This window comes from Weizmannia sp. CD-2023, from assembly GCF_036225245.1.
GTDB classification, from domain to species: Bacteria; Bacillota; Bacilli; order Bacillales; family Bacillaceae_C; genus Weizmannia; species Weizmannia faecalis.
In genome coordinates, this window is the sequence record NZ_JARTJQ010000058.1 from 1 (window position 1) to 20,764 (window position 20,764).

Here is a 20,764-nt window from a genome sequence, read left to right on the forward strand (position 1 = left end):
ATTCCATTCTGTCTGGCCATGGCGTACAAAATAAAAAAGTGTCATAATGTACCTCTTTTCACAAAGTATCAACTGGTTTTATTTTAACAAATTGAGGCGGGGAATGCTATTTCCGGTCAATAAGACTCCTTTCATAATCCATGAGAAGAATACTCTCTAGATGTTCATTTAGCTGTGTACATTTAGGTGATAGAGTGTCTGCCCATTTTTTCACTCATTCGCCCCTTCAAGTAAAGTTTTACCCATACCGAATTGCCGGATATGCAACACGATTGCGTCCGAGCCCTCCCTATAAAAAATTTATTTGCTATATTATATTAAAATATTATATAATGACAAAGGACGCTAAAACATTGAAGAAGGATGAGTTGTTTTTTTATTTTTTAAAAACTTCATATCATCGCTCAATTACATGTTTATGTAAACGGGGGAACCAACAGGTGTTTTATGCACCAGGGGTGAAACCTTTCAATGAAAGGTAGGGAAACTCTTTATTCCCTAATCCGTCAGCTAACCTCGTAAGCGTCTGGAGAGAACTGTGTGTGTTTTTTGGACACGCCTTTTAAGCAAAAATGCTGCGAAGGAATTTCTCTCTTTCGTGGTTTTTTTAATTCACAAATTTGGTTTTCGGGGTAAAGCCGGAAACTGGCAGGACTTGCGATTTGAGTTTTACAAACAATCCGGTATGCAGCTTGCGTACTGCGCTTTTTGAAAAATATTGGCATCTGGGAGGGAAACTTCATGAAAAGAGTGAGCTTAGCCTGGCAGATTTTTATCGGCCTGATACTAGGTATTGCGATTGGCGGCATTTTCCACGGCAATGACACCGTGGCCCATATTCTCCAGCCGTTTGGCGACTTCTTTTTGCGCTTGATTAAAATGATTGTGATTCCGATTGTCGTTTCAAGCTTGATTGTCGGTGTTGCCGGCGCAGGCGATATGAAACAGGTTGGAAAGCTTGGCCTGAAAGCATTGATTTATTTTGAAATTGTCACGACCATCGCGATTGTAGTAGGACTGCTGGCCGGAAACTTGTTTCATCCGGGGACAGGGGTGGATATGGGCTCATTGGCAAAAACATCGATCAGCAGCTATGTGGAAACAACAAAAGAGACGCAACACAATGGCATAGTCGATACGATTTTAAGTATCGTGCCGACGAACTTGTTTGAATCCCTTTCACAAGGGAATATGCTTCCGATCATTTTCTTCTCTGTCATGTTCGGGATTGGGGTGGCAGCCATCGGGGAAAAAGGAAAACCGGTGCTCCGCTTTTTCCAGGGTGTCAGTGAAGCAATGTTTTATGTCACTAATTTGGTCATGAAAGTGGCTCCAATTGGTGTATTCGGCCTGATTGGTGTAACCGTTACACAATTCGGCCTCAAGTCATTGATTCCGCTAAGCAAACTTGTTTTCACGGTTTACGGCACGATTATTTTCTTTGTGGTTGTCGTGCTTGGCCTGATTGCCTGGCTTTTCCGTGTAAATATTTTCAATCTCTTCAAAATCCTGAAAGACGAATTGATCCTTGCTTATTCCACTGCAAGCTCGGAAGCGGTGCTGCCAAGGCTCATGGAGAAAATGGAAAAATTCGGTTGCCCGAAATCGATCACTACACTGGTGATTCCGACCGGGTACTCATTCAACCTGGACGGCTCGACCTTGTACCAGTCGCTGGCGGCGCTGTTTATTGCGCAAATGTACGGGATTCACATGTCCATCGGTGCGCAAATTTCGCTGGTGCTTGTGCTGATGGTTACGTCAAAAGGCATCGCCGGTGTTCCAGGAGTTTCATTCGTTGTGCTTTTAGCGACGCTGGGGACGGTCGGGATTCCGCTTGAAGGCTTAGCATTTATTGCCGGCATTGACCGTATTCTGGATATGGCAAGAACAGCCTGCAATGTCGTTGGCAATACGCTTGCAACCATTATTGTGTCAAAATGGGAAGGAAAATATGATAAAGAAAAAGCAGAAGCGTACCTTGCCGAAATCAGCGGCGGCGGGCACGATTCCAAAGATCACAAATATGTAACGGAATCTTAAGATGAGCGATGAAGTTAAAAAAGGTGCACTGCCGGAATAGAGGCAGCGCGCCTTTTTTGTTTGCGAGTAAAGAACGTCGGTAGTTTTTTACATTTCCATCAAATTATGCTAGCTCTGTTGCCTACTGGAGTCATCATGCAAATTGGCGCTCGGACTCGGTGTGAAAACTTCATCCATATAAGTTGAACTCCTTCTTGATGTGTCGCCAGAAGCAATGTTTACCCTGATCGGCTTTGATTTTGGAGCGATACAGATTTTTGTCGGGAAAAATTGTGCCTCTCTTTCCAAGGATTGTTACCGGTTGGACTGAAATAATGAGCGCCCTAGGGCACAAACTATTCACAGCAGCATGTATTGATTTTTTGGAGGGATAAAGATGGACAAAAAAATGCTACTGTGGGTAGCGGTACTGTCCCTCGCTCTTTTTCCCCGGACGGAACATGCGGATGCGGCTTTTTGGTTTCAATCGAAACGGGCCACTGTCGACTTGCGTTTGCTGGAGACATCGGATTTGCACGGCTATATGCTGAATTATGATTATGCCGCTCGCACTGAGGCGGAGACTTATGGCCTTGCTCTTACGGCTTCACTCATTGCAGCGGAGAGGAAGACGGCAAAAAATACGATGCTGTTTGATGATGGGGACTTACTTGAAGGGAACGAAATGGCTGCTTATGTTGCCCGTCGACCGTTAAAAAAGGGGGAAATTCATCCGTTTATCCGCGTGATGAATCATTTAAATTACGACGCAGCGACCGTGGGCAATCATGATTTTCATTACGGACTTGATTTTTTGAAACAGACGATCAATGGAGCAAAGTTTCCGTTTGTAAATGCCAATATATACTATAATTTCGAAAAAAATGATACAGATGACCAAAATTTTTTCAAACCCTATGTGATTCTGGATAAAAAAGTGGAAGACCGGAGCGGGCACCATCATCATCTGAAAATCGGGGTCATCGGATTTGTTACGCCTTCAGTCATTGAATGGGAAAAACCGAGCCTTGGCGGCAAAGTCAAAGCAAAGGACATCCTGCATACGGCTGCCTGGTTTGTCCCGCGAATGAAGGCGGAAGGAGCCGACCTGATCATCGCGCTTGCCCATTGTGGTGTGGATCCGGCTGCGAAACAACCGTTTTATACAGGCGATGCCGTTTATTTATTAAGCGAGGTAAAAGGGATCGATGCTATTCTGTTTGGGCATCAGCATCGGGTGTTCCCAAGCGAATTTTTTGCCGGCGTCCCCGGCGTCGATATCCGGAAAGGGACAATCAATGGCGTGCCAGCAGTAATGCCCGGCAAGTGGGGGAGTCATCTCGGCGTGATCAGTCTCACTTTGGAAAAAAAGGGAGAGAAGTGGGAGATGACGCAGGCACAATCGGAGGCGAAACCGGTATATGCCATCCACAATCAACAGGCAAAATCCATCGTTAGACCGGATCCGGATATTGTTCGGATGACCGCCGAGCTGCAAAAAAACGTGCTGGGGTCCAAGTTTACTTTATATAGTCGAAACTAATTTGCCCATGCCGCCTTTGTTGCGGCATGGGCATTGAAGTGAAGGAAGAGGACGGCGGGGCATATCTTAACGTAGAGGTTTTCTATGTTAAGGAAGAACGTGAAAGTCTGCATCTATCTTAAAGTAGATGCGTTTTAAGTGAAGGAAGGGCATGAAAAATTGCGTCTATCTTCACATAGGGGCGCTCTATGTTAAGGAAGCTGGAGAAAAATCATGTCTATCTTCACATAGAGGCGCTCTAAGTAAAGGAAGCACGTGAAAATCAACGTCTATCTTAAAGTAGATGCGTTCTAAGTGAAGGAAGGGCATGAAAAATTGTGTCTATCTTAACGTTGGGACGTTCTATGTTAAGGAAGCTGGAGAAAAATCGTGTCTATCTTAACATAGGCGTTCTAAGTGAAGGAATCCCGTAAATTTAGCCGCCTATCTTAACATAGGGGCGCTCTAAATAAATTTTCCGTACATGTTAAAATTGTTGCATTTCCCCCACACTAGGCCCTGGTTTTCTCATCATATTTTTAGGGAAAACGGAAGGTGCAATCGTGTATAATAGAAATGATGCATCATGATGAGCAGGTTTGAAGGCTTTTGAAATGGCAGCGCGGCAAGCCCGCAACATTTCAAAAAGGGAGGAAAAAAAGAATGCTAAAAAGATTGGGATGGATCTGGTTCATCGCTATGATTGCGCTTGGGTTCACCATGAACGGCGTGGCAAAAGCGTCCGGCGATAACAGTACAGTGATCGATGAAAAATACGGGAAACCGATCGTTGCGACAGGCGCGGCTCTTTCTGCCTCGCAAAAAGCAGAGGTGGAAAAGGAACTTGGCGTGGATGATGCAAACAATGTCGAAGAGATTACCGTAACCGGCGATGATCTTGTCCATTACATCCCTGACGGCAACCGCAATTCGAACATGTATTCATCCGCAAAAATTACAAGAACGGATTCCGGCGGTATCCAGGTGAATATTGTAACACCGGAAAATATTACAGAAGTAACGGCAGATATGTATAAAAATGCGCTGCTCACTGCTGGAATTAAAAATGCGGAAGTGGGAGTGGCTTCCCCGCTCAAAGTAACCGGACATTCAGCGCTTGTCGGTATTTATAAAGCTTACGACAATTCGGATAAATCCGGAGATAAACTTAATTCAGACCGGACGGAAGTGGCCAGCCAGGAACTGAGTGTCGCGACGGATCTGGCGAAAAAGGAAGGGTTAAGCAATGATCAAGTGACCCAGCTTCTTACGGAAATTAAGCAGGAAATTGCAAACCAGCATCCGGCAACAAAAGAAGATATTGAAAAAATCGTTGATGATAAATTGAAGGATTTAAACATCAATTTGAGCGATTCCGACCGCCAGCTGCTGTATGATTTATTCGACCAGATGCGTAAGCTCAACATCAATTTTGGTTCGGTCAAAAGCGAATTGAGTTCCTTGTCCGACAAACTGAGCGATAAGATCAACAAAGCGGCCGGAGACAAAGATTTTTGGCAAAGCGTAAAAGACTTTTTCCAAAACATCTTTGACGCGATCCGGGGATTATTCCAATAATGGGAAAGAAGGCAGTGCGCCCCTAATTTCCGGCGCTGCTGCCTTCTTTTTGTTGAACATTTTGATCTGTGCTGCTCTGATCCTGAGCAGTCTTTGTAGTGGTGCGATTCTTTTCCGTTTTCTGACCGGAAGCAGGTTCTGTGCCAGTGTTGTCCAATTTTGTATCATCTGTGTTTTCTGATTCCTTATTTTTATTTTGATCCGTAACCTTGCCATCCGTTTTCGCATCGTTATGTTTTTCTGTATCCTGTTTTTCTGTTTTCGCTTTATCCTGCGTGCCATCCTTCGCTTTATCAGCCGTATCAGACTTGTCGTTTTTTTCTTCTTTGTTTTTTTCAGGAGTGCCGCCCTGCAGCAGTTGTGTCAGCTGATCAGCCTGCTTTCGCAATGTTTCCTCATCTGAACCGGAAGTGTCAATATCGGCTGCGCCGGTTTCCATCGATAGGTTAAGACCCGGCAGATCGGCATTGTCAGCAAGCTGTTGATGGGCAACAAGGCGGACGTTTTTCATGCCGATCTGTCCGGCTTTTTCCGGAACGTAAATGCCGCCAAAGTTCACCTTTGTGGCATCGACCCGCATATTTTTCAATTGAATCGGGCCGGGGGCATTCATATGGATCGTCACCGGTCCCTCAGGCGTTTGCAGCACTTTTGTGATTTTCAGGCCGTAAATGGTGACATCCGCATACTGCAGGCGGAGCATGACCTGATTTTGTTTTGTCGCTGTATCGCCTGCTGTAATCCCGGGCGGAAGCATCGCGCCTTCCACGCGGTCTGCTTCAATGATGAAGCCGTCTGTTACGGGGGATTCAGCCACTGAAATGTTTGTAAAAAAGCAAAAATTAAATGCAATAAATGCGGCTGTCAATAGGAAAGATTTTGTTTTCTTCACTTGCCTCACCATTTCTGTGTATAGTCTTTATCTTTCTTCTGCACTCCCTGCGGCAATTTCTTCCATCGGGCCCACACCAGCCGGCACTTCCTCCTGCCTGATTACCCGCCATGAAACAGATAAAGACCCGCCGATTATACCGAGCAGGGTTCCAATGAAAAATCCGCCCATCGCCCCCATGATGGAAAGGACAGACAGAAAAATGGCCAAAATGCCGAACACCATATTAAATTTTGGGAAAAAATAACCCATTCCGCCGATCAGAAAAATCAAGCCACCGAAAATGAGGCCGATCGACACCATGCTTCCGGGCGCGGCTGCAATTTCAAGAAGTTGGACCGGCACATATAAAATGATCATCCCGGAGAGCAACGTAAACGTTGCCCCCCAGAATGGCCGGCTTCTTCTCCAGTTTCTAAATTTCATGCGGAACATATGGAACTTGCCCATTATGATCACTCCTTGAAGAAAAGCCTATTTTTTGACAAACTGCACTTTTAGGTTCGGAAGATTTGCGACTTTTTGGAATAGGTAATGTGTATCCAGGCTGCCGTTTTTGATCGTTAAAGTATCTGCCCCTTGTGTAAAAGCCTTTGAAGCAGCTTGAGGGTCATCGGCAGTGACATAATTTTCCGAAATATTCATATTGGTGAAGACTGCATCCCCCTGGACAAGCGCAGCTTTTTGAATCAGCCCATTAAGGTGTACAGGTGTGTTTCCGTCGCCCGCCGTAATTTTCACCTGGTAATCGCCAAGAACCGGAATCTTAACATCTTTTGAAATAACCAAGTCCTGGATCGTCACTTTATCAATTTCATTGACAAAGACCGGTTTGACATGGTCCTCCCCTTTGGATGGATCCCCGTATAAACTCCCGTATAATTTAAACCCGGTACCTTGCATTTGTTTGAATGAAACATTGAATTTGCCAATGCCGCCGACAGTTGCTGCAACGGCAACCCCGTTAATGCCGAGTACAGCTAAAAGTCCCCCCAAAAAAATAAGGCCTGAAAGCAGAGCGGTAAAAAACCATTTTTTTGAAGTTCTCCCTTGTCCTTGTAAGACTAATGCCCCTTCGTTCATGTAACAATCCTCCCCTTTAAAACTTGATCATTTAAAAAAGATGGTACGCTAAAATATTTAGGTGAAAAATCCCTTCCTTTCCAAATGATATCGCTTACATTTTTCTTTATTTTATTCATTTTGGACAAAAAAATATATTCCTATTATTGTAGGGAATTCAATGGCTTATGGCCTACAAATATCGTGTCGGAAAGCCGGTATGTTTTTTTGCGCGCCAACCAGGCATGATTATGATAATATTATAGGAAAAAAGACCGGTAAGGGGTTAGACAAAGGAGGGAGAAAGGTGTCGCTGTCGTTAAATGCGCATATGGACATGGTCATGAAACATGGAGTGGACCTTTTGCGCTCGCACCAGCAGCAAATTATTGCGGAATGTACGGGAATTTTGCAGTATTTGAGAGAAACACATAAAGGCAGTGCGGATGCTTTTGAATTCGCTTTCAATTGTTTTGTCGCCTTTTTCCGTTCCGGCCAGCAATCGGTTGAGACGCTGATTGACGATATCCGGTCGCAATGGGTGAAGGAATTCCACCGCCCGCCGGAACCGCATGTTCTCATCTTTATTTTAACACTGATTGAAAACTCTGTTCATAAAGCCATAAAAGAAAGCACGACCCGGTCTTTTCATTTGCATCCTTCCGTCCAGTACCTGTTTTCGAAAATCTGCGAAGAAATGCTGCTCATTTCCAAACAGGAAACTTTTCAAATGGATTCATTTTGTGAGCAGCTAACCAAATCCGAGCAGCTCAGAATCGAGTGGATTGCAAGGGTCAGCCATGTGGATGGGGGGTACCGGCTGAAGAAAGTGATCGGGATGGAGGAGAACGCGATTGACAGCGGGCTGTTTGAACGGACGGATCCTTCATGGTTTTGGCTGTCGGAAGCGCTGCTGAAGCGGACGCCGCGCCGGAAACCGGATGAAAGGCGGGATGTGTTTCCGGTTCCGTGGAAAAACGAGACGTTGATTTTTTGTATGAGCGACCAGGATGTTTCGGCCACAATCCCGTTTTTAACCTATGCGATGCATTTGTTGCAGATGGAGGAGGAACGAAACGGAAAAGTATATGCGGGCGACCAGTGGAAAGATGCAGTCATTTTATTTAACGAATGGATTATGCGCTCCCAGGATTTAAATGAAGCGATCCAAAACATCGCTTTTGGTTACGCACAATATTTGCCGTTTGAGCGCTGTGCCCTGTTCCGTTATTCGCAGAGCGATGCCGCGGGATTCGGCCTGTTCGGCTACCATTTTAACAATACGGCAATCCGGAATATAAAGGAGACGATCGACCGTTTCCCTTCCATTTCCAAAATATTGCTGGGGAAGGGGCAGCAGGTAAATATGGTACAGCATTTCCAGCCGCTGTATATCCCAAAAGCGTCAGAAGAGTTTCCGATGCAGTATGTGAAGGAGTTTGAGCTGGAATCGGTCGTGGTTGCCCCGATTTATGTGCCGTCAGAAGGGGTGTTAATTGGCGGTGCCATTTTGGACCAGGGGCCGGGGAAGTTTTTTGAAGTGGACAGCAGCACATTTACGGCGCTGTTGAAATTCGGTCAGAGCGCAGGTGAACTGCTGGCCAAGTTTTTAAAAGCGAACCAGTGGGACGAAAAGCAGCCGGAACTCGTCCAGCTGTCCGCCCGGGAAATCCATATTTTGCAGCTCTTGGCGGACGGGGCCTCGACGACGGAAGCAGCGGAAATGCTGCATTTGAGCGAGTATACGGTCCGGGATTATGTCTCAAGCCTGATGAAGCGGCTTCACGCTAGAAACCGGACGGAAGCCGCTGTAAAAGCAATGCGGCTTGGGCTGATTCATTGAACTCGCCATTTTCCTCCGTTATGCACTTTTTTTAAAAGGCGAAGTCATGAGGGCTTGCTGAACGAATCCGATTTTGAGTTTGTACCCAATTTGTCAGCAAGCCCTGTCTCAAAGTATAGAAGAATCCATTTGCGAAAATGTGTAATTTTGTCTTCTTAATACGTTGAGTCGGTTTTCGAGTGCTAGCTTTTCCCTGGAGTTGTTGTAAAAATTTTTGCCAAAGCGGTCAGCATCCATGCCAAATTTGGGGATTTTGCTTATACAGCAAATCCTACGTAGGTAAAAAATTGTGTGTAAAATGATCGAAGTCCGGGTAAAATACTTTTACATCCTAGAGTCTGCTGCAAAGTTCAAAGCCCCCGAATTTGCGGGGGCTGTAAATTTGACAAAATAAAAGTCTCCCAAAAAAATGGGAGATCTAGACAAAATAAATCAATTTTCTTATAATTTGTTATGCAGGCGTAAAAAGGTTTTCGATTAAGTGTTTAAGTTTAACAACAAAAAATACCCCCCTATTTTCGTTAAATCTTTTTTAGAAGAACGCCTGCAAGAGCAGGTTTCGGCCTGCTCTTTTTTCTACTCAATACAGCTGGCTCTCTTCACACAATTTCTCTTCGAAATGTTTATCACGGCGCTGAATCCGGATCATGCTTAGCTCAGTGGCGGGAATTTTAGTGAAAATGGGCTGATTCTCTGACAAATAAGAAGGAAACGGAAATAATGGGATTTTTTAAAGATTTTTTCGCCGAAAGAATTCTCCCGCACCCACAAATGTTAAGGCACTCACTTTTGCAGAAACAAAATAATTTTGTACGGATTTTGCACAGAAGAAATGCAAAACGCCCGCAAACCCTTGCTATTAAAGGTCTGCGGGCGTTGCTGTTAAGCGGCCCCGAGAGGACTCGAACCTCCGACGCACGGTTTAGGAAACCGACGCTCTATCCACTGAGCTACGGAGCCGTAAATTGCTAATATCCGTTCGATGTCACCTTAAATATTATAGTGAATCTGTCGTTTTGTGTCAATACCCCTGTAGACCGCTCTCTAGATGTTTGTCTCAAAGTGTACATTTAGATGATAGAGTGCCTTCCCATTTTTTTCACTCGCCTGATCCTTCGAGTAAAATATTTTACACATACGCTTTTCCGAAAAAACATGGTTCTTCCCGCTTCAACTGCCAAAACACTTAAAGAAACAATTCTATTTCCCAATATCCAAATTCTTCCTTAAAACGCTTACGGACCAAAACAGGCGGACAACCTGTCACAAATGGCACATGCTTTACATACGATAGGATAGAGATTTGGTTCTCTGCGTGAGATAAAGGTTTTTCTACCGAAGTATTGACCCGTATTTGCAATCTGCCCCTGTCGCCTCAACTTGCCGGATGTCCGGTAAAATTTTGCCGGCCGCTTGCCATTCCGGCTGCCGGCAAAACGGATGGTTTCCATTTGTACAAAAAACAGGACAGGAAAGTAACCATTTAACTTTAAAAAAGATATGTGGAAATTGAGCATGATTGGAAAGGGGTGAAGTATTTGTTTAAACTGTTTCTTGATCCGGGACATGGTGGAAAAGACCCGGGCGCTGAGGGAAACGGGCTAGAGGAAAAAGACATCACTTTGGAGATTGCCAAACAGATTCAGGACATTTTAACAAACCATTACCAAAATGTTTCGGTAAAAATGTCGCGGACGACGGACAAATTTGTTTCTTTGGAAGAGCGGACGGATGCCGCCAACAGCTGGGGAGCCACTTTTTTTCTTTCCATTCATATCAATTCAGGAAATGGAACGGGTTTTGAGAGCTATATTTATCCAGAATCAGGCTCTGCTACGGCAACCTACCAGAAAACCATCCACCAGGAAGTGGTGAAGCTGAATGATTTAAAAGACAGGGGCAGAAAAACGGCCGATTTTCATGTGCTCAGGGAATCGATCATGCCTGCGCTCCTTACCGAAAACGGCTTTATTGACACAGCAAGTGATGCGAAAAAAATGAAGAAAAACAGCTGGATTGAAGAAGTGGCACAGGGGCATGTCAATGGGCTGGCAAAAGCTTTCGAGCTCAAAAAGAAAAGCGGTGCAACGTATCATAAAGTCGTTAAGGGGGATACCGTTTACGCTTTAAGCAAAGAATACGGTTCGACCATCAAAGAAATAAAGAAATGGAATAATCTGGATGATGATTATACCATCCGTGTGGGGGAAAGATTACGGGTAAAGTAGCCGTACAAGCGGCCTTTACCCGTTTTTTGTCTGAAACACCTTCCTCCTGTTTCCCTAATCTCCCCGTCTTTCAGCAGCTTATATACCCTATTATATAAAATGAACGAAACGTGGGTTACACCGTTTCCGCTGCAAACCGTCATCATCAGCAAACCAAACTGATCCTTGGTCTTCATGTAAAAACTTACGCTCATTTTATTAGCCTAACGCCATTTTAAAATTCCCTTAAATTTCTGCTCACAAAAAAACCGGCACACAGGCCGGCTTAAAAAGGGGATAAAACAGTGGGTATTTGTCCAGCATGCTTACTGCTCTGCTGTCCTCGCTACATGATTAATTGTAAACCGGTTACCCTAAAAAACAATGAAAGCAACATCATCATTTCATGAAGTTTCGATTAAAAAATGAAGAAAACCCCGTCAAGGTCTCCGCCATGGATTTGGCGCCCGGGATTAATTTTCGTAGCCGTTTACGATCAGATCAAGTTTCCCGGTTTCCGGGTCAATGACAAGCCCATGGACCGGCACTTTTTTGTCCATCAGCGGGTGGTTTTTAATGATGCCGACACTCTTTTTCACGCTGCTTTCGACCTTGTCGAAACCGCTCAGCCATTCGTCGAGGTCAATCCCCGCATGAACGAGTGTTTCAATCGCATTTTCGTCAACCCCGCGTTTTTTCATATTTTCGAGCACGGTTTCGCCTTTTAACCCGGTCATGCCACAGTCATAGTGGCCGATCACAAACACTTCATCCGCCTTCAGCTGATAAATGGCAACAAGCAAGCTTCGCATCGTGCTGTCGAACGGGCTCGTTAAAATGGCGCCTGCATTTTTTACGATTTTCGCGTCTCCGTTTTGAATATTCATTGCTTTATGTAACAATTCAATGATCCTCGTGTCCATACATGTGAAAATCACCATCCGTTTGTCGGGGAATTTGGAAGTCAGGTAAGGCTCATACGCTTTTTTCTCCACAAATTCCTGGTTAAATGCAAGTACTTCATCTAACAATGTCATCACATCTCACTCCTTTATGCATATTTTAAAATACAATGGCAGGAAATAAAAGTATACACGTTAAAAATGGGAATAAATCCTTCACATTTTTGTTTGCGAAAAAACAAGGGGCGTGTTACATTTAATTCAGAGTTATTTTATGGGAAATGGGGGATTTGATTGGGAAGGGAGTTTGACGCGCTGTTCGATGAATGGTCCCGCTCCTATGATCAAACCGTTACCGGACATGATGCCGAATACGAAGAAGTATTCTATCAATACGATAAAATTTTGGATGCCGTCAGAGACCGGGCAACCGGTTTTGTTGTTGAATTCGGCCCGGGAACAGGCAATTTGACGGGCAAGCTTTTGGAGAAAGGGCTGAAGATAATCGGGATAGAACCTTCTGCCAATATGAGAAAAATCGCTCAAAAAAAGCATCCGGATGTTAAAATAATAGACGGGGATTTTTTGAATTTTCATGTGCAGGAAAAGGCGGATACATTTGCCAGCACTTATGCGTTCCACCATTTGACAAACGAAGAAAAAAGGGCCGCCATTTCCCTTTTCCGCACCCGGTTAAAGGCGGGCGGCAAAATCGTGTTCGCCGATACGGTTTTTGAGACGGAAGAAGCAAAACAGGAGATGATCAGGGAAGCCAAAGCGAGAGGATTCTGCCGGCTTGCGGAAGATCTTGAAACGGAATATTACACCACCATTCCCGTTTTATCTTCCATCTTTGAGGAAAATGGTTTTGATGTCTCTTTCCGGAAGATGAACCGGTTTGTGTGGCTAATGGATGCAAAAATGAAAGGAGCATGATCATCATGACAGAGATGAAAAAAATGAACGTAGAAAGCTTTAATTTGGACCATACAAAAGTCAAAGCGCCATATGTCCGCCTTGCAGGAATAAAAGAAGGGATTCACGGCGATGTCATCCGCAAATACGATATCCGTTTCTGCCAGCCGAACAAGGAACATATGGATATGCCGGGGCTCCACTCGCTCGAGCATATGATGGCGGAATTCGCCCGCAATTACACGGATAAAATTGTCGACATCAGCCCAATGGGTTGCCAGACCGGTTTTTATTTTTCCGTTATCAATTTGGATGATGATGGCGAGGTGCTTGACATCATTGAAAAAACGTTAAACGATGTATTGCATGCCACAGAAGTACCGGCCTGCAATGAAACACAGTGCGGCTGGGCGGCAAGCCATTCTTTGGAAGGCGCAAAGGAAATTGCCCGGAAAATGCTGGCAAAACGCGATGAGTGGACGCAAGTATTTGCCTGATAACAGGAGACGAGTGAAATGAAGGTTGCGAAAAGCGTACACGAACTGATTGGCAACACGCCATTGGTTGAATTAACCGCATTTGATTTGCCAAAAGGCGTCCGGCTGTTTGCAAAGCTGGAATACTTTAACCCAGGCGGCAGCATAAAAGACCGACTCGGCGCTTATCTAGTAGAGCGCGCGTTTCGGGAAGGTAAGCTGAAGCGCGGTGGGACGATCATAGAACCGACGGCCGGCAACACGGGCATCGGGCTTGCGCTTGCTGCGATTCGTTACGGCGTGCATGCTGTTTTTGTTGTGCCGGAAAAATTCAGCGTGGAGAAACAGACGCTGATGCGGGCGCTCGGGGCTGAAGTCGTGAACACGCCGACCGAACTTGGTATGGAAGGCGCAATTGCGAAAGCAAAAAAACTAGTCGCTGAAACACCAAATGCGTATTTCCCGGGACAGTTTGAAAATCCGTCCAACCCGGAAACGTATTATAAGACGCTTGGGCCTGAAATTTGGGAAGCACTTGATGGCCATATCGATGTTTTTGTCGCAGGTGCCGGTTCCGGGGGCACGTTTATGGGGACTGCCCGCTATTTAAAAGAGAAAAATCCGGGCTTGAAGGCAGCCATCGTGGAACCAGAAGGCTCGATTTTAAACGGGGGCGAGCCGCGCAGCCACCGTACGGAAGGGATCGGCATGGAATTTTTACCGCCATTTATGGACCGTACATTTTTTGATGCCATCCATACGATTCCCGACGATACAGCTTTTAAACGGCTTGCGGAAGCAGCCCGGCTTGAAGGCCTTTTGATCGGCAGTTCCTCAGGTGCTGCTTTGGAGGCGAGCCTGCGCGAAGCAAAGCAGGCAAAACCGGGCACGCATATTGTCACCATTTTTCCGGACAGCAGCGAACGGTATCTCAGCCGCAGCATTTATTCTTGATGAGAAGGAGTTTGTCATGCGTAAAAAAACAAAATTCATTCATGCCGGCATTAGCCGTGATCCATATACAGGCGCAGTTTCGGTGCCCGTCCATCATGCGAGCACATTCAAGCAGGATGGCGTCGGCCATTTTAAATACGAATACGCACGCACCGGCAATCCGACGCGTGAAGCTTTGGAAAAACTGATTGCGGATATTGAAGAAGGTACACACGGTTTTGCATTCGCATCCGGGATGGCCGCGATTACAGCGGTGATCCAGCTGTTTTCAGCCGGCGACCATATTTTGGCAACCGATGATGTATACGGCGGGACTTTCCGCGTTTTAACAAAAGTGATGAACCGTTTCCATATCGACGTGACTTTTGTGGACACGAGCGATCTGGATGCGGTCCGTGCCTCGATCCGCCCGAATACAAAAGCCATCTACGTGGAGACGCCGACGAACCCGCTGCTGAAAATAACAGACTTGCGGGCCATTGCCGGTGTGGCCCGTGAAAACGGCCTGACATTTATCGTGGACAACACATTCAGCACCCCGTATTGGCAAAATCCGCTCACTTTAGGGGCGGATATCGTCGTGCACAGCGCGACGAAGTATCTCGGCGGGCACAGCGATGTGGTCGCAGGCCTTGTTGCCGTGCGGAACGAGGCGCTTGCAGAAGACTTGCATTTTATCCAAAACTCAACCGGCGGCATTCTCGGGCCGCAGGACAGCTGGCTGTTGATCCGCGGCATTAAAACACTCGGCATACGCATGGAAGAAATTGAATCCAACACAAAGCAAATTGTTGATTTTCTTGCCGCACATCCTGCCGTTGAAAAGGTATACTATCCGGGGCTTGCCCATCATCCCGGGCATAAAGTGCACAGTTCCCAGGCCGGTGGTTTCGGCGGCATGGCCTCTTTTACAGTGGCATCCCAGGAAAAAGCCCTTGAAATATTGAAAAAAACGCGTTACTTTACTTTGGCAGAAAGCCTCGGCGCGGTGGAAAGCCTGATCTCGCTCCCGCCGCTTATGACGCATGCATCCATTCCGCGTGAACGCCGTCTCGAACTTGGCATCGAAGACGGGCTTATCCGCATCTCAGTCGGCATTGAAGACGTCGAAGATTTGTTGGAAGATCTGGAAAACGCGCTAAGGTAAAAAGTCAGCCTGCTCTCATGGGGGAGCAGGCTTTTTGTAACGGTATCAATGGCGGAATATTGCCGCTCTGTTTCCTGCCGCCTGGTCTGGAATGTTCACCATACTTTTGCCTGCTGTAAAACATCACCATCGTGCGAATCCGCAGCGGCAGCTCCACAGTTTAAAAAAATTTCCTCTTTCACGAAACTTAAACCATTTTTAAACGTAATGATTAGTAAGCAATTATGTCCGGGCGTCATCTGAAAGAAAATCCCAATCAAGGAAAGGGGGGAATGTTTATGGAAGTGTTCGGCGTGCCGATAGAGACGGCGTATTTGGCTTTGCTGATTATGGCGGGATGCCTGACGGTGCTTTACCTGTTGTTCAATGACTTGCTCGGCGGAATTGCAGACGCCATCCATTTTATCCATCCAGCCCTGATTTTGGCATTTTTTACTTTTTTCTCGGCAGGCGGGTATATTTTGGAAAAGGTGACACCGCTTTCCCACCTGCTGATCATGGCCATTTCTGCCGTGATCGCGGTGATTCTTGATATCCTGCTCAATGTGTTTGTGCTTGTCCCGCTGTCTTCGGCTGAGGAATCGCTTGCTTATACGGAAGAATCCCTGAAAGGAAGGGTCGGGAAAACGATTCTTTCGATTCCGAAAGCCGGTTTTGGTGAAGTGGTGATTGACAGCAAAACAGGAACTATCTCCAAGCCGGCAGCCAGCATACAGGATGAGGAAATTAAAGAAGGGACGCAGGTGTTGGTGATTGAAGTGAAAAATGGCGTGTTATATGTTGTGCCCTATGAGAATTATCGTTTGAAAATTGAAAATTTTAGACAATTATAAGGAGGGAACCGCATGTTTGCAAGCGGAATTTGGATTGTTATCGGGGTTGTTGTGTTTTTGGTGATTGCCCTTATCGGTGTTTTTATTACAAAATATCGTACAGCAGGGCCGGATGAAGCATTGATTGTAACAGGGAGTTTTCTTGGCGGTAGAAATGTCCATGTCGACGAAGCCGGAAATAAAATTAAAATTATTCGTGGCGGCGGTACATTTGTGTTTCCGGTATTCCAGCAGGCAAAACCGCTCAGCTTATTATCGAGCAAGCTGGAAGTGACCACCCCGGAAGTCTACACCGAACAAGGCGTCCCGGTGATGGCAGATGGAATTGCCATTATTAAAATCGGCGGGTCGATCGGCGAAATTGCGACAGCGGCCGAACAATTTCTCGGGAAATCAAAAGAAGACCGCGAAAATGAAGCGCGGGAAGTTTTGGAAGGCCATTTGCGCTCGATTCTCGGTTCAATGACGGTTGAAGAAATTTATAAAAACCGTGACAAGTTTTCACAGGAAGTCCAGCGCGTTGCCTCGCAGGATCTGGCAAAAATGGGGCTTATTATCGTGTCGTTCACGATTAAAGAAGTGAAGGATAAAAACGGCTACCTTGATGCGCTCGGCAAACCGCGGATTGCACAGGTCAAACGCGATGCGGATATTGCCACGGCAGAAGCCGAAAAAGAAACGAGAATCCGGAAAGCGGAAGCATTAAAAGAAGCAAAACGCGCAGAACTGGAGCGGGCAACGGAAATTGCGGAAGCCGAGAAGTTCAACCAGTTGAAAATTGCCGAGTTCCGCCGCGAACAGGACATCGCAAGGGCAAAAGCCGACCAGGCATACGATTTGGAAACTGCCCGGTCGAAACAGGATGTCACCGCACAGGAAATGGAAATCAAGATCATCGAGCGGCAAAAACAAATCGAGCTCGAAGAAAAAGAAATTTTGCGGCGTGAACGGCAATACGACTCCGAAGTCAAGAAAAAAGCGGATGCAGACCGTTATTCGGTTGAGCAGGCCGCCGTTGCAGAAAAAACGAAACAAATGGCAGAAGCCGACGCCCACAAATACCGGGTGGAAGCGATGGCGAAAGCGGAAGGGGAACGCGTCCGCATTGATGGTATGGCTAAAGCCGATGCCCAGCGCGCCCAAGGGGAATCGGAAGCCGAAGTCATCCGTCTCAAAGGGCTGGCCGAAGCGGAAACAAAACGAAAAATTGCGGAAGCATACGAACAGTTCGGCCAGGCGGCTGTGCTCGATATGATTTTGAAAGTGCTGCCTGAATATGCGAAACAAGTAGCGGCCCCGCTTTCCAATATTGACCAAATCACCGTTGTCGATACCGGAAGCGGCGCAAACGGCGGTGCAAATAAGATCACCGGCTATGCAACCGATTTGATGTCGACCTTACAGGAAACTTTGAAAGCGTCAAGCGGCATTGATGTCCGGGAAATGATGGAAGGCCTTTCTGGGATCAAACTGCAACAAACAGCTGAACCGGAACCGACAGCTTTGGAACAAAGCACAAAAGGGTGAAAAAACGGCGTGTTTCTGCCAAATTAAAAGGCAAAAGCACGCCGTTTCTTTTAAAAATTAAATGTGTCCGGTTATTTTCCGGCCCCCGCAGTCATTTTATGGATGAACTGGAGGGAGCGGCCTGCGCCGACTACGACGGATTGCAGCGGGTTTGGCGCGAGATGGACAGGCACGGAAATTTCATTGCTCAGCCATTCCTGCATGCCTTGAAGGAGGGCGCCTCCCCCTGTTAAAACAATCCCGCGGTCCACAATATCGCCGCTTAACTCTGCCGGGCAGTCTTCCAGTGTAGCCCGGACCGTTTCCAAAATTTGGAGCAGGGAATCGCGGAGCGAAGCCTGAATTTCCAACGAACTTAAGGTGATGGTTCGCGGCAGCCCTGTCACGAGATCTCGCCCGCGGACATCTAGCGCTTGTTCCGGATGGTCGACAAGGGCATGCCCGATTTCCATTTTAATTTTTTCCGCTGTCCGCTCGCCGATCAGCAGATTATACGTTTTTCTGACATGCTGCATAATATCATCGTCCATTTTATCGCCGCCGATGCGGATCGTGTTATACGTCACGACGCCGCCGAAGGAAATAATGGCGACTTCCGTAGTGCCGCCGCCGATATCGACAATCACGTTGGCGATCGGCTCGTCCACGGGAAGATCGGCACCAATAGCGGCAGCAACCGGTTCTTCAATCAAATGGACGGTTTTTGCCCCACTGTTTTTGACGACATCTTCAATGGCCCGCCGTTCAACCGATGTTGCGCCTGATGGGACGCATACTACGACGTTCGGTTTGCGGATCGAGATGCCGCTTTGCTGATTGATTTTTTTCATAATTTGTTTCAGCATTTCTGTTGTTATATCGAAATCAGCGATTACCCCGCCTTTTAAAGGGCGGATGACAGTAATTTTTTCAGGTGTTTTTCCGATCATCGCTTTGGCTTCCTGCCCGAAAGCGAGCACCTGCCTTGTCGAATGGTCAATCGCCACAACGGACGGCTCGTCTAAAATAACGCCTTCTTTTTTCGAATATACTAAAACATTTGCAGTTCCTAGATCGATCCCAATTTCATTCCCTGAAAACATGCATGTCACCTAACCTTCATCGTCTTTTCGCTCGGATTAACTGTAGTCTCTCCCATTTAGTATAGCTTTTTTTGTTCGTTCTGAAAGGTTACATTTTCTTCCATTCTCTTATGTTACAAAAATATGATCGCGGCAAGTCCATAAAATATGCGAAAAACAGCTTCAGCCGGCACCCCAAATTTAATCTTTTTGTAATTTTATTCACAATGGAGGACAGGAAAAAATTCCTTTTTGTTTCAAAAGGAATTTTTTCTAAACAAGAATCACAGCGGCATTTTTGACAAATAGCGCGCCAATTCTTCACTTTGTTGTTTCCGCAGCACCCGCTGTTCGGCGCGCTGGATGGCCGTTTGGTTTAACCATCGTTCCTCATCGGTTTCCGGGATGATTTCCGGCACCGGTGTAGGTTTTCCATCCTCATCCAGTGCGACAAAGGTCAAAAAAGAAATGGCGGCAATTTTTGTCTCTTCTGTTTTCAAATCTTCCGCACTGACCTTTACAAATACTTCCATCGATGTCCGCCCTGTCCGGCTGACCATGGCTTCTACTGTAACGACGTTTCCGACGCGGATCGGTGCGATAAAATCAACGGAGTCGGTCGAAGCCGTGACAACGGTGCATCTTGCCAATTTGGCCGCGGCGATCGATGCAGTATCATCAATATACGCCATCAGTTTTCCTCCGAACAGTGTGCCAAGATGGTTTGTGTCCGGCGGAAAAACATAACTGGTCCTTACTGTGCGGGTTTCCCGCATGTATTTCTTCGGTCTGTCTTCCAAAAGTCTCACTCCAATATGTCGGCGCTGTCAGACGCGATTCAAATTTCCTTTTACCATATAAAAATTATAGCAAAATCAGTTGGCATATACGAACAAAAATGAATAGAAAAAAGGCTTTCATCCGGAATTTTTTCAAAAGAAAAATCAGGCCCGGCACCTCAACCTGATTTTTGCATGCTCATTTCTTTTTTTTCTCGTCTTCCACATAAGGATCTTTTTCGTTTCGGGGCAGATCCCCGAACGGCGTCATCGTACGGGTTTCATCCAATTCTTCTTCGTATTCTTTGTATTCCTCATTTGGATAGATTTCCACGTTTTTCCCGTTGATGTCATTGCCGGAAAAGTTTTCGAAATCTTCCACATAGCCGTCATGGTCATCCGATTCCGTATACATATCATTGTAACTGTCCGGCGGGGTTTCAAAATCGGAAGGGGACTCGGATGTGCCCCATTTTGCGACAGCCTGCCAGGCGTCTTCCGCGTCAAAAGCGACCGATTCATCTTTGCCTCCATCAAAAACGAATTTTCCCCACGGTGGATTCAGCACGTCTTCTTCAACCGGGCGGTGTCTTGGAATGGTCCGGTCCGAGGTGTGCTCTTTGCAGTACAGCGTGGACGGAAGGGTTTCAAGCCGCTCAAGCGGGATCTCTTTGCCGCATTCTTTGCATCTTCCGTAAGTGCCGTCCTCAATGGCTTTGAGGGCCGCTTTGATTTTTTCGACTTCATATTCAGCATGGTCATTTAAGGCAATATCTTTTTCCCGCTCAAACAGTTCAGTACCGGTATCGGCGGGATGATTATCGTAACTGGACAGTTCCCCGACAGAATCGTAAGGAGGTGCCGTTCCCGTTTTGAAATGGCCGTTTTCCCCGAATTTCTCTTCAAATTCTTTCAGCTGCGCGGTTAAAATGGAACGGAAATGCGCCAGTTGTTCTTTTGTCAGCATATTCACCACTTCTTTCTTTAAAAAAGATGGGTTCAATCGTTTTAGAGTCTATTTACCACCGGGAAAAAGCCCGCAAA

18 protein-coding genes, 1 tRNA gene and 1 riboswitch are annotated in these 20,764 nt (G+C 46.2%); of the genes, 11 read left to right on the forward strand and 8 right to left on the reverse strand.

The annotated features are described in order from the left end of the window. The first annotated feature begins 391 nt into the window (after nucleotides 1-391). Nucleotides 392-539, forward strand: a riboswitch (cyclic di-AMP (ydaO/yuaA leader). A 202-nt stretch (nucleotides 540-741) separates the two neighbouring features. From P9687_RS07825 to P9687_RS07835, 3 genes are all read left to right on the forward strand, one after another. Next, nucleotides 742-2,043, forward strand: coding sequence for a cation:dicarboxylate symporter family transporter (locus P9687_RS07825; protein WP_026684953.1), 1,302 nt, complete (start codon nucleotides 742-744; stop codon nucleotides 2,041-2,043). A gap of 376 nt (nucleotides 2,044-2,419) precedes the next feature. Beyond that, a complete protein-coding gene (locus P9687_RS07830; RefSeq protein ID WP_026684954.1) occupies nucleotides 2,420-3,565 on the forward strand; it encodes a metallophosphoesterase in 1,146 nt (381 codons plus the stop codon). Nucleotides 3,566-4,207: 642 nt separating this feature from the next. Further along, nucleotides 4,208-5,122, forward strand: a complete 915-nt coding sequence (locus P9687_RS07835; RefSeq protein ID WP_211062252.1) for a DUF1002 domain-containing protein — start codon at nucleotides 4,208-4,210, stop codon at nucleotides 5,120-5,122. Between the two features lie 22 nt (nucleotides 5,123-5,144). On the opposite strand, the gene P9687_RS07840 is transcribed toward P9687_RS07835, so the two are convergent. Genes P9687_RS07840 through P9687_RS07850 form a run of 3 tightly spaced genes read right to left on the reverse strand, consistent with a single transcriptional unit; the run spans nucleotide 5,145 to nucleotide 7,097 of the window. Then, on the reverse strand, nucleotides 5,145-6,014 hold the full coding sequence (locus P9687_RS07840) for a hypothetical protein (protein WP_328228775.1): 870 nt from the start codon (nucleotides 6,012-6,014) through the stop codon (nucleotides 5,145-5,147). A 27-nt stretch (nucleotides 6,015-6,041) separates the two neighbouring features. Continuing rightward, on the reverse strand, nucleotides 6,042-6,464 hold the full coding sequence (locus tag P9687_RS07845; protein WP_017551460.1) for a DUF6114 domain-containing protein: 423 nt from the start codon (nucleotides 6,462-6,464) through the stop codon (nucleotides 6,042-6,044). Nucleotides 6,465-6,488: 24 nt separating this feature from the next. Beyond that, nucleotides 6,489-7,097 carry a DUF6230 family protein gene (locus P9687_RS07850; protein WP_014097216.1) on the reverse strand — a complete coding sequence of 203 codons (609 nt, stop codon included), beginning with the start codon at nucleotides 7,095-7,097 and terminating at the stop codon, nucleotides 6,489-6,491. A 286-nt stretch (nucleotides 7,098-7,383) separates the two neighbouring features. On the opposite strand from P9687_RS07850, the gene P9687_RS07855 reads away from it, so the two are divergent. Beyond that, nucleotides 7,384-8,919 carry a response regulator transcription factor gene (locus tag P9687_RS07855; RefSeq protein ID WP_014097217.1) on the forward strand — a complete coding sequence of 512 codons (1,536 nt, stop codon included), beginning with the start codon at nucleotides 7,384-7,386 and terminating at the stop codon, nucleotides 8,917-8,919. An 887-nt stretch (nucleotides 8,920-9,806) separates the two neighbouring features. On the opposite strand, the gene P9687_RS07860 is transcribed toward P9687_RS07855, so the two are convergent. After that, nucleotides 9,807-9,879 (reverse strand) — tRNA-Arg (locus tag P9687_RS07860). A gap of 578 nt (nucleotides 9,880-10,457) precedes the next feature. Between P9687_RS07860 and P9687_RS07865 the strand changes: the two genes are divergently transcribed. Beyond that, a complete protein-coding gene (locus tag P9687_RS07865; protein ID WP_014097218.1) occupies nucleotides 10,458-11,147 on the forward strand; it encodes an N-acetylmuramoyl-L-alanine amidase family protein in 690 nt (229 codons plus the stop codon). A 452-nt stretch (nucleotides 11,148-11,599) separates the two neighbouring features. On the opposite strand, the gene P9687_RS07870 is transcribed toward P9687_RS07865, so the two are convergent. Further along, nucleotides 11,600-12,163 (reverse strand): beta-class carbonic anhydrase, encoded by a 564-nt coding sequence (locus P9687_RS07870; RefSeq protein ID WP_014097220.1) that lies wholly within the window; start codon nucleotides 12,161-12,163, stop codon nucleotides 11,600-11,602. 159 nt (nucleotides 12,164-12,322) lie between these two features. Here P9687_RS07870 and P9687_RS07875 point away from each other — a divergent pair, with 159 nt between their 5' ends. The 6 genes from P9687_RS07875 to P9687_RS07900 all read left to right on the forward strand — a co-directional run bounded on the left by P9687_RS07875 (nucleotide 12,323) and on the right by P9687_RS07900 (nucleotide 17,880). After that, nucleotides 12,323-12,964 (forward strand): class I SAM-dependent DNA methyltransferase, encoded by a 642-nt coding sequence (locus P9687_RS07875; protein WP_035188877.1) that lies wholly within the window; start codon nucleotides 12,323-12,325, stop codon nucleotides 12,962-12,964. A gap of 5 nt (nucleotides 12,965-12,969) precedes the next feature. Beyond that, nucleotides 12,970-13,440 (forward strand): S-ribosylhomocysteine lyase, encoded by a 471-nt coding sequence (locus P9687_RS07880; protein ID WP_046721879.1) that lies wholly within the window; start codon nucleotides 12,970-12,972, stop codon nucleotides 13,438-13,440. 18 nt (nucleotides 13,441-13,458) lie between these two features. Then, nucleotides 13,459-14,373: a PLP-dependent cysteine synthase family protein gene (locus tag P9687_RS07885; RefSeq protein WP_014097223.1), complete on the forward strand. Its 915-nt coding sequence runs from the start codon at nucleotides 13,459-13,461 to the stop codon at nucleotides 14,371-14,373. Nucleotides 14,374-14,389: 16 nt separating this feature from the next. Then, on the forward strand, nucleotides 14,390-15,520 hold the full coding sequence (locus P9687_RS07890; protein WP_328228774.1) for a bifunctional cystathionine gamma-lyase/homocysteine desulfhydrase: 1,131 nt from the start codon (nucleotides 14,390-14,392) through the stop codon (nucleotides 15,518-15,520). A 272-nt stretch (nucleotides 15,521-15,792) separates the two neighbouring features. Beyond that, nucleotides 15,793-16,353 (forward strand): NfeD family protein, encoded by a 561-nt coding sequence (locus P9687_RS07895; protein WP_017553463.1) that lies wholly within the window; start codon nucleotides 15,793-15,795, stop codon nucleotides 16,351-16,353. Nucleotides 16,354-16,365: 12 nt separating this feature from the next. Beyond that, nucleotides 16,366-17,880, forward strand: coding sequence for a flotillin family protein (locus P9687_RS07900; protein WP_168985556.1), 1,515 nt, complete (start codon nucleotides 16,366-16,368; stop codon nucleotides 17,878-17,880). Nucleotides 17,881-17,951: 71 nt separating this feature from the next. Here the strand turns inward: P9687_RS07900 and mreBH are convergent, their stop codons facing one another. The 3 genes from mreBH to P9687_RS07915 form a co-directional block, all read right to left on the reverse strand. Further along, a complete protein-coding gene (mreBH, locus tag P9687_RS07905) occupies nucleotides 17,952-18,962 on the reverse strand; it encodes a rod-share determining protein MreBH (RefSeq protein WP_260832087.1) in 1,011 nt (336 codons plus the stop codon). Nucleotides 18,963-19,225: 263 nt separating this feature from the next. After that, complete coding sequence (locus P9687_RS07910; RefSeq protein WP_014097227.1) at nucleotides 19,226-19,741, reverse strand: acyl-CoA thioesterase; 516 nt, start codon at nucleotides 19,739-19,741, stop codon at nucleotides 19,226-19,228. A gap of 178 nt (nucleotides 19,742-19,919) precedes the next feature. Then, the gene (locus P9687_RS07915; RefSeq protein ID WP_260832086.1) at nucleotides 19,920-20,687 is read right to left on the reverse strand and encodes a TraR/DksA C4-type zinc finger protein; all 768 of its coding nucleotides are present in this window, start codon (nucleotides 20,685-20,687) and stop codon (nucleotides 19,920-19,922) included. Nucleotides 20,688-20,764: the final 77 nt, after the last annotated feature.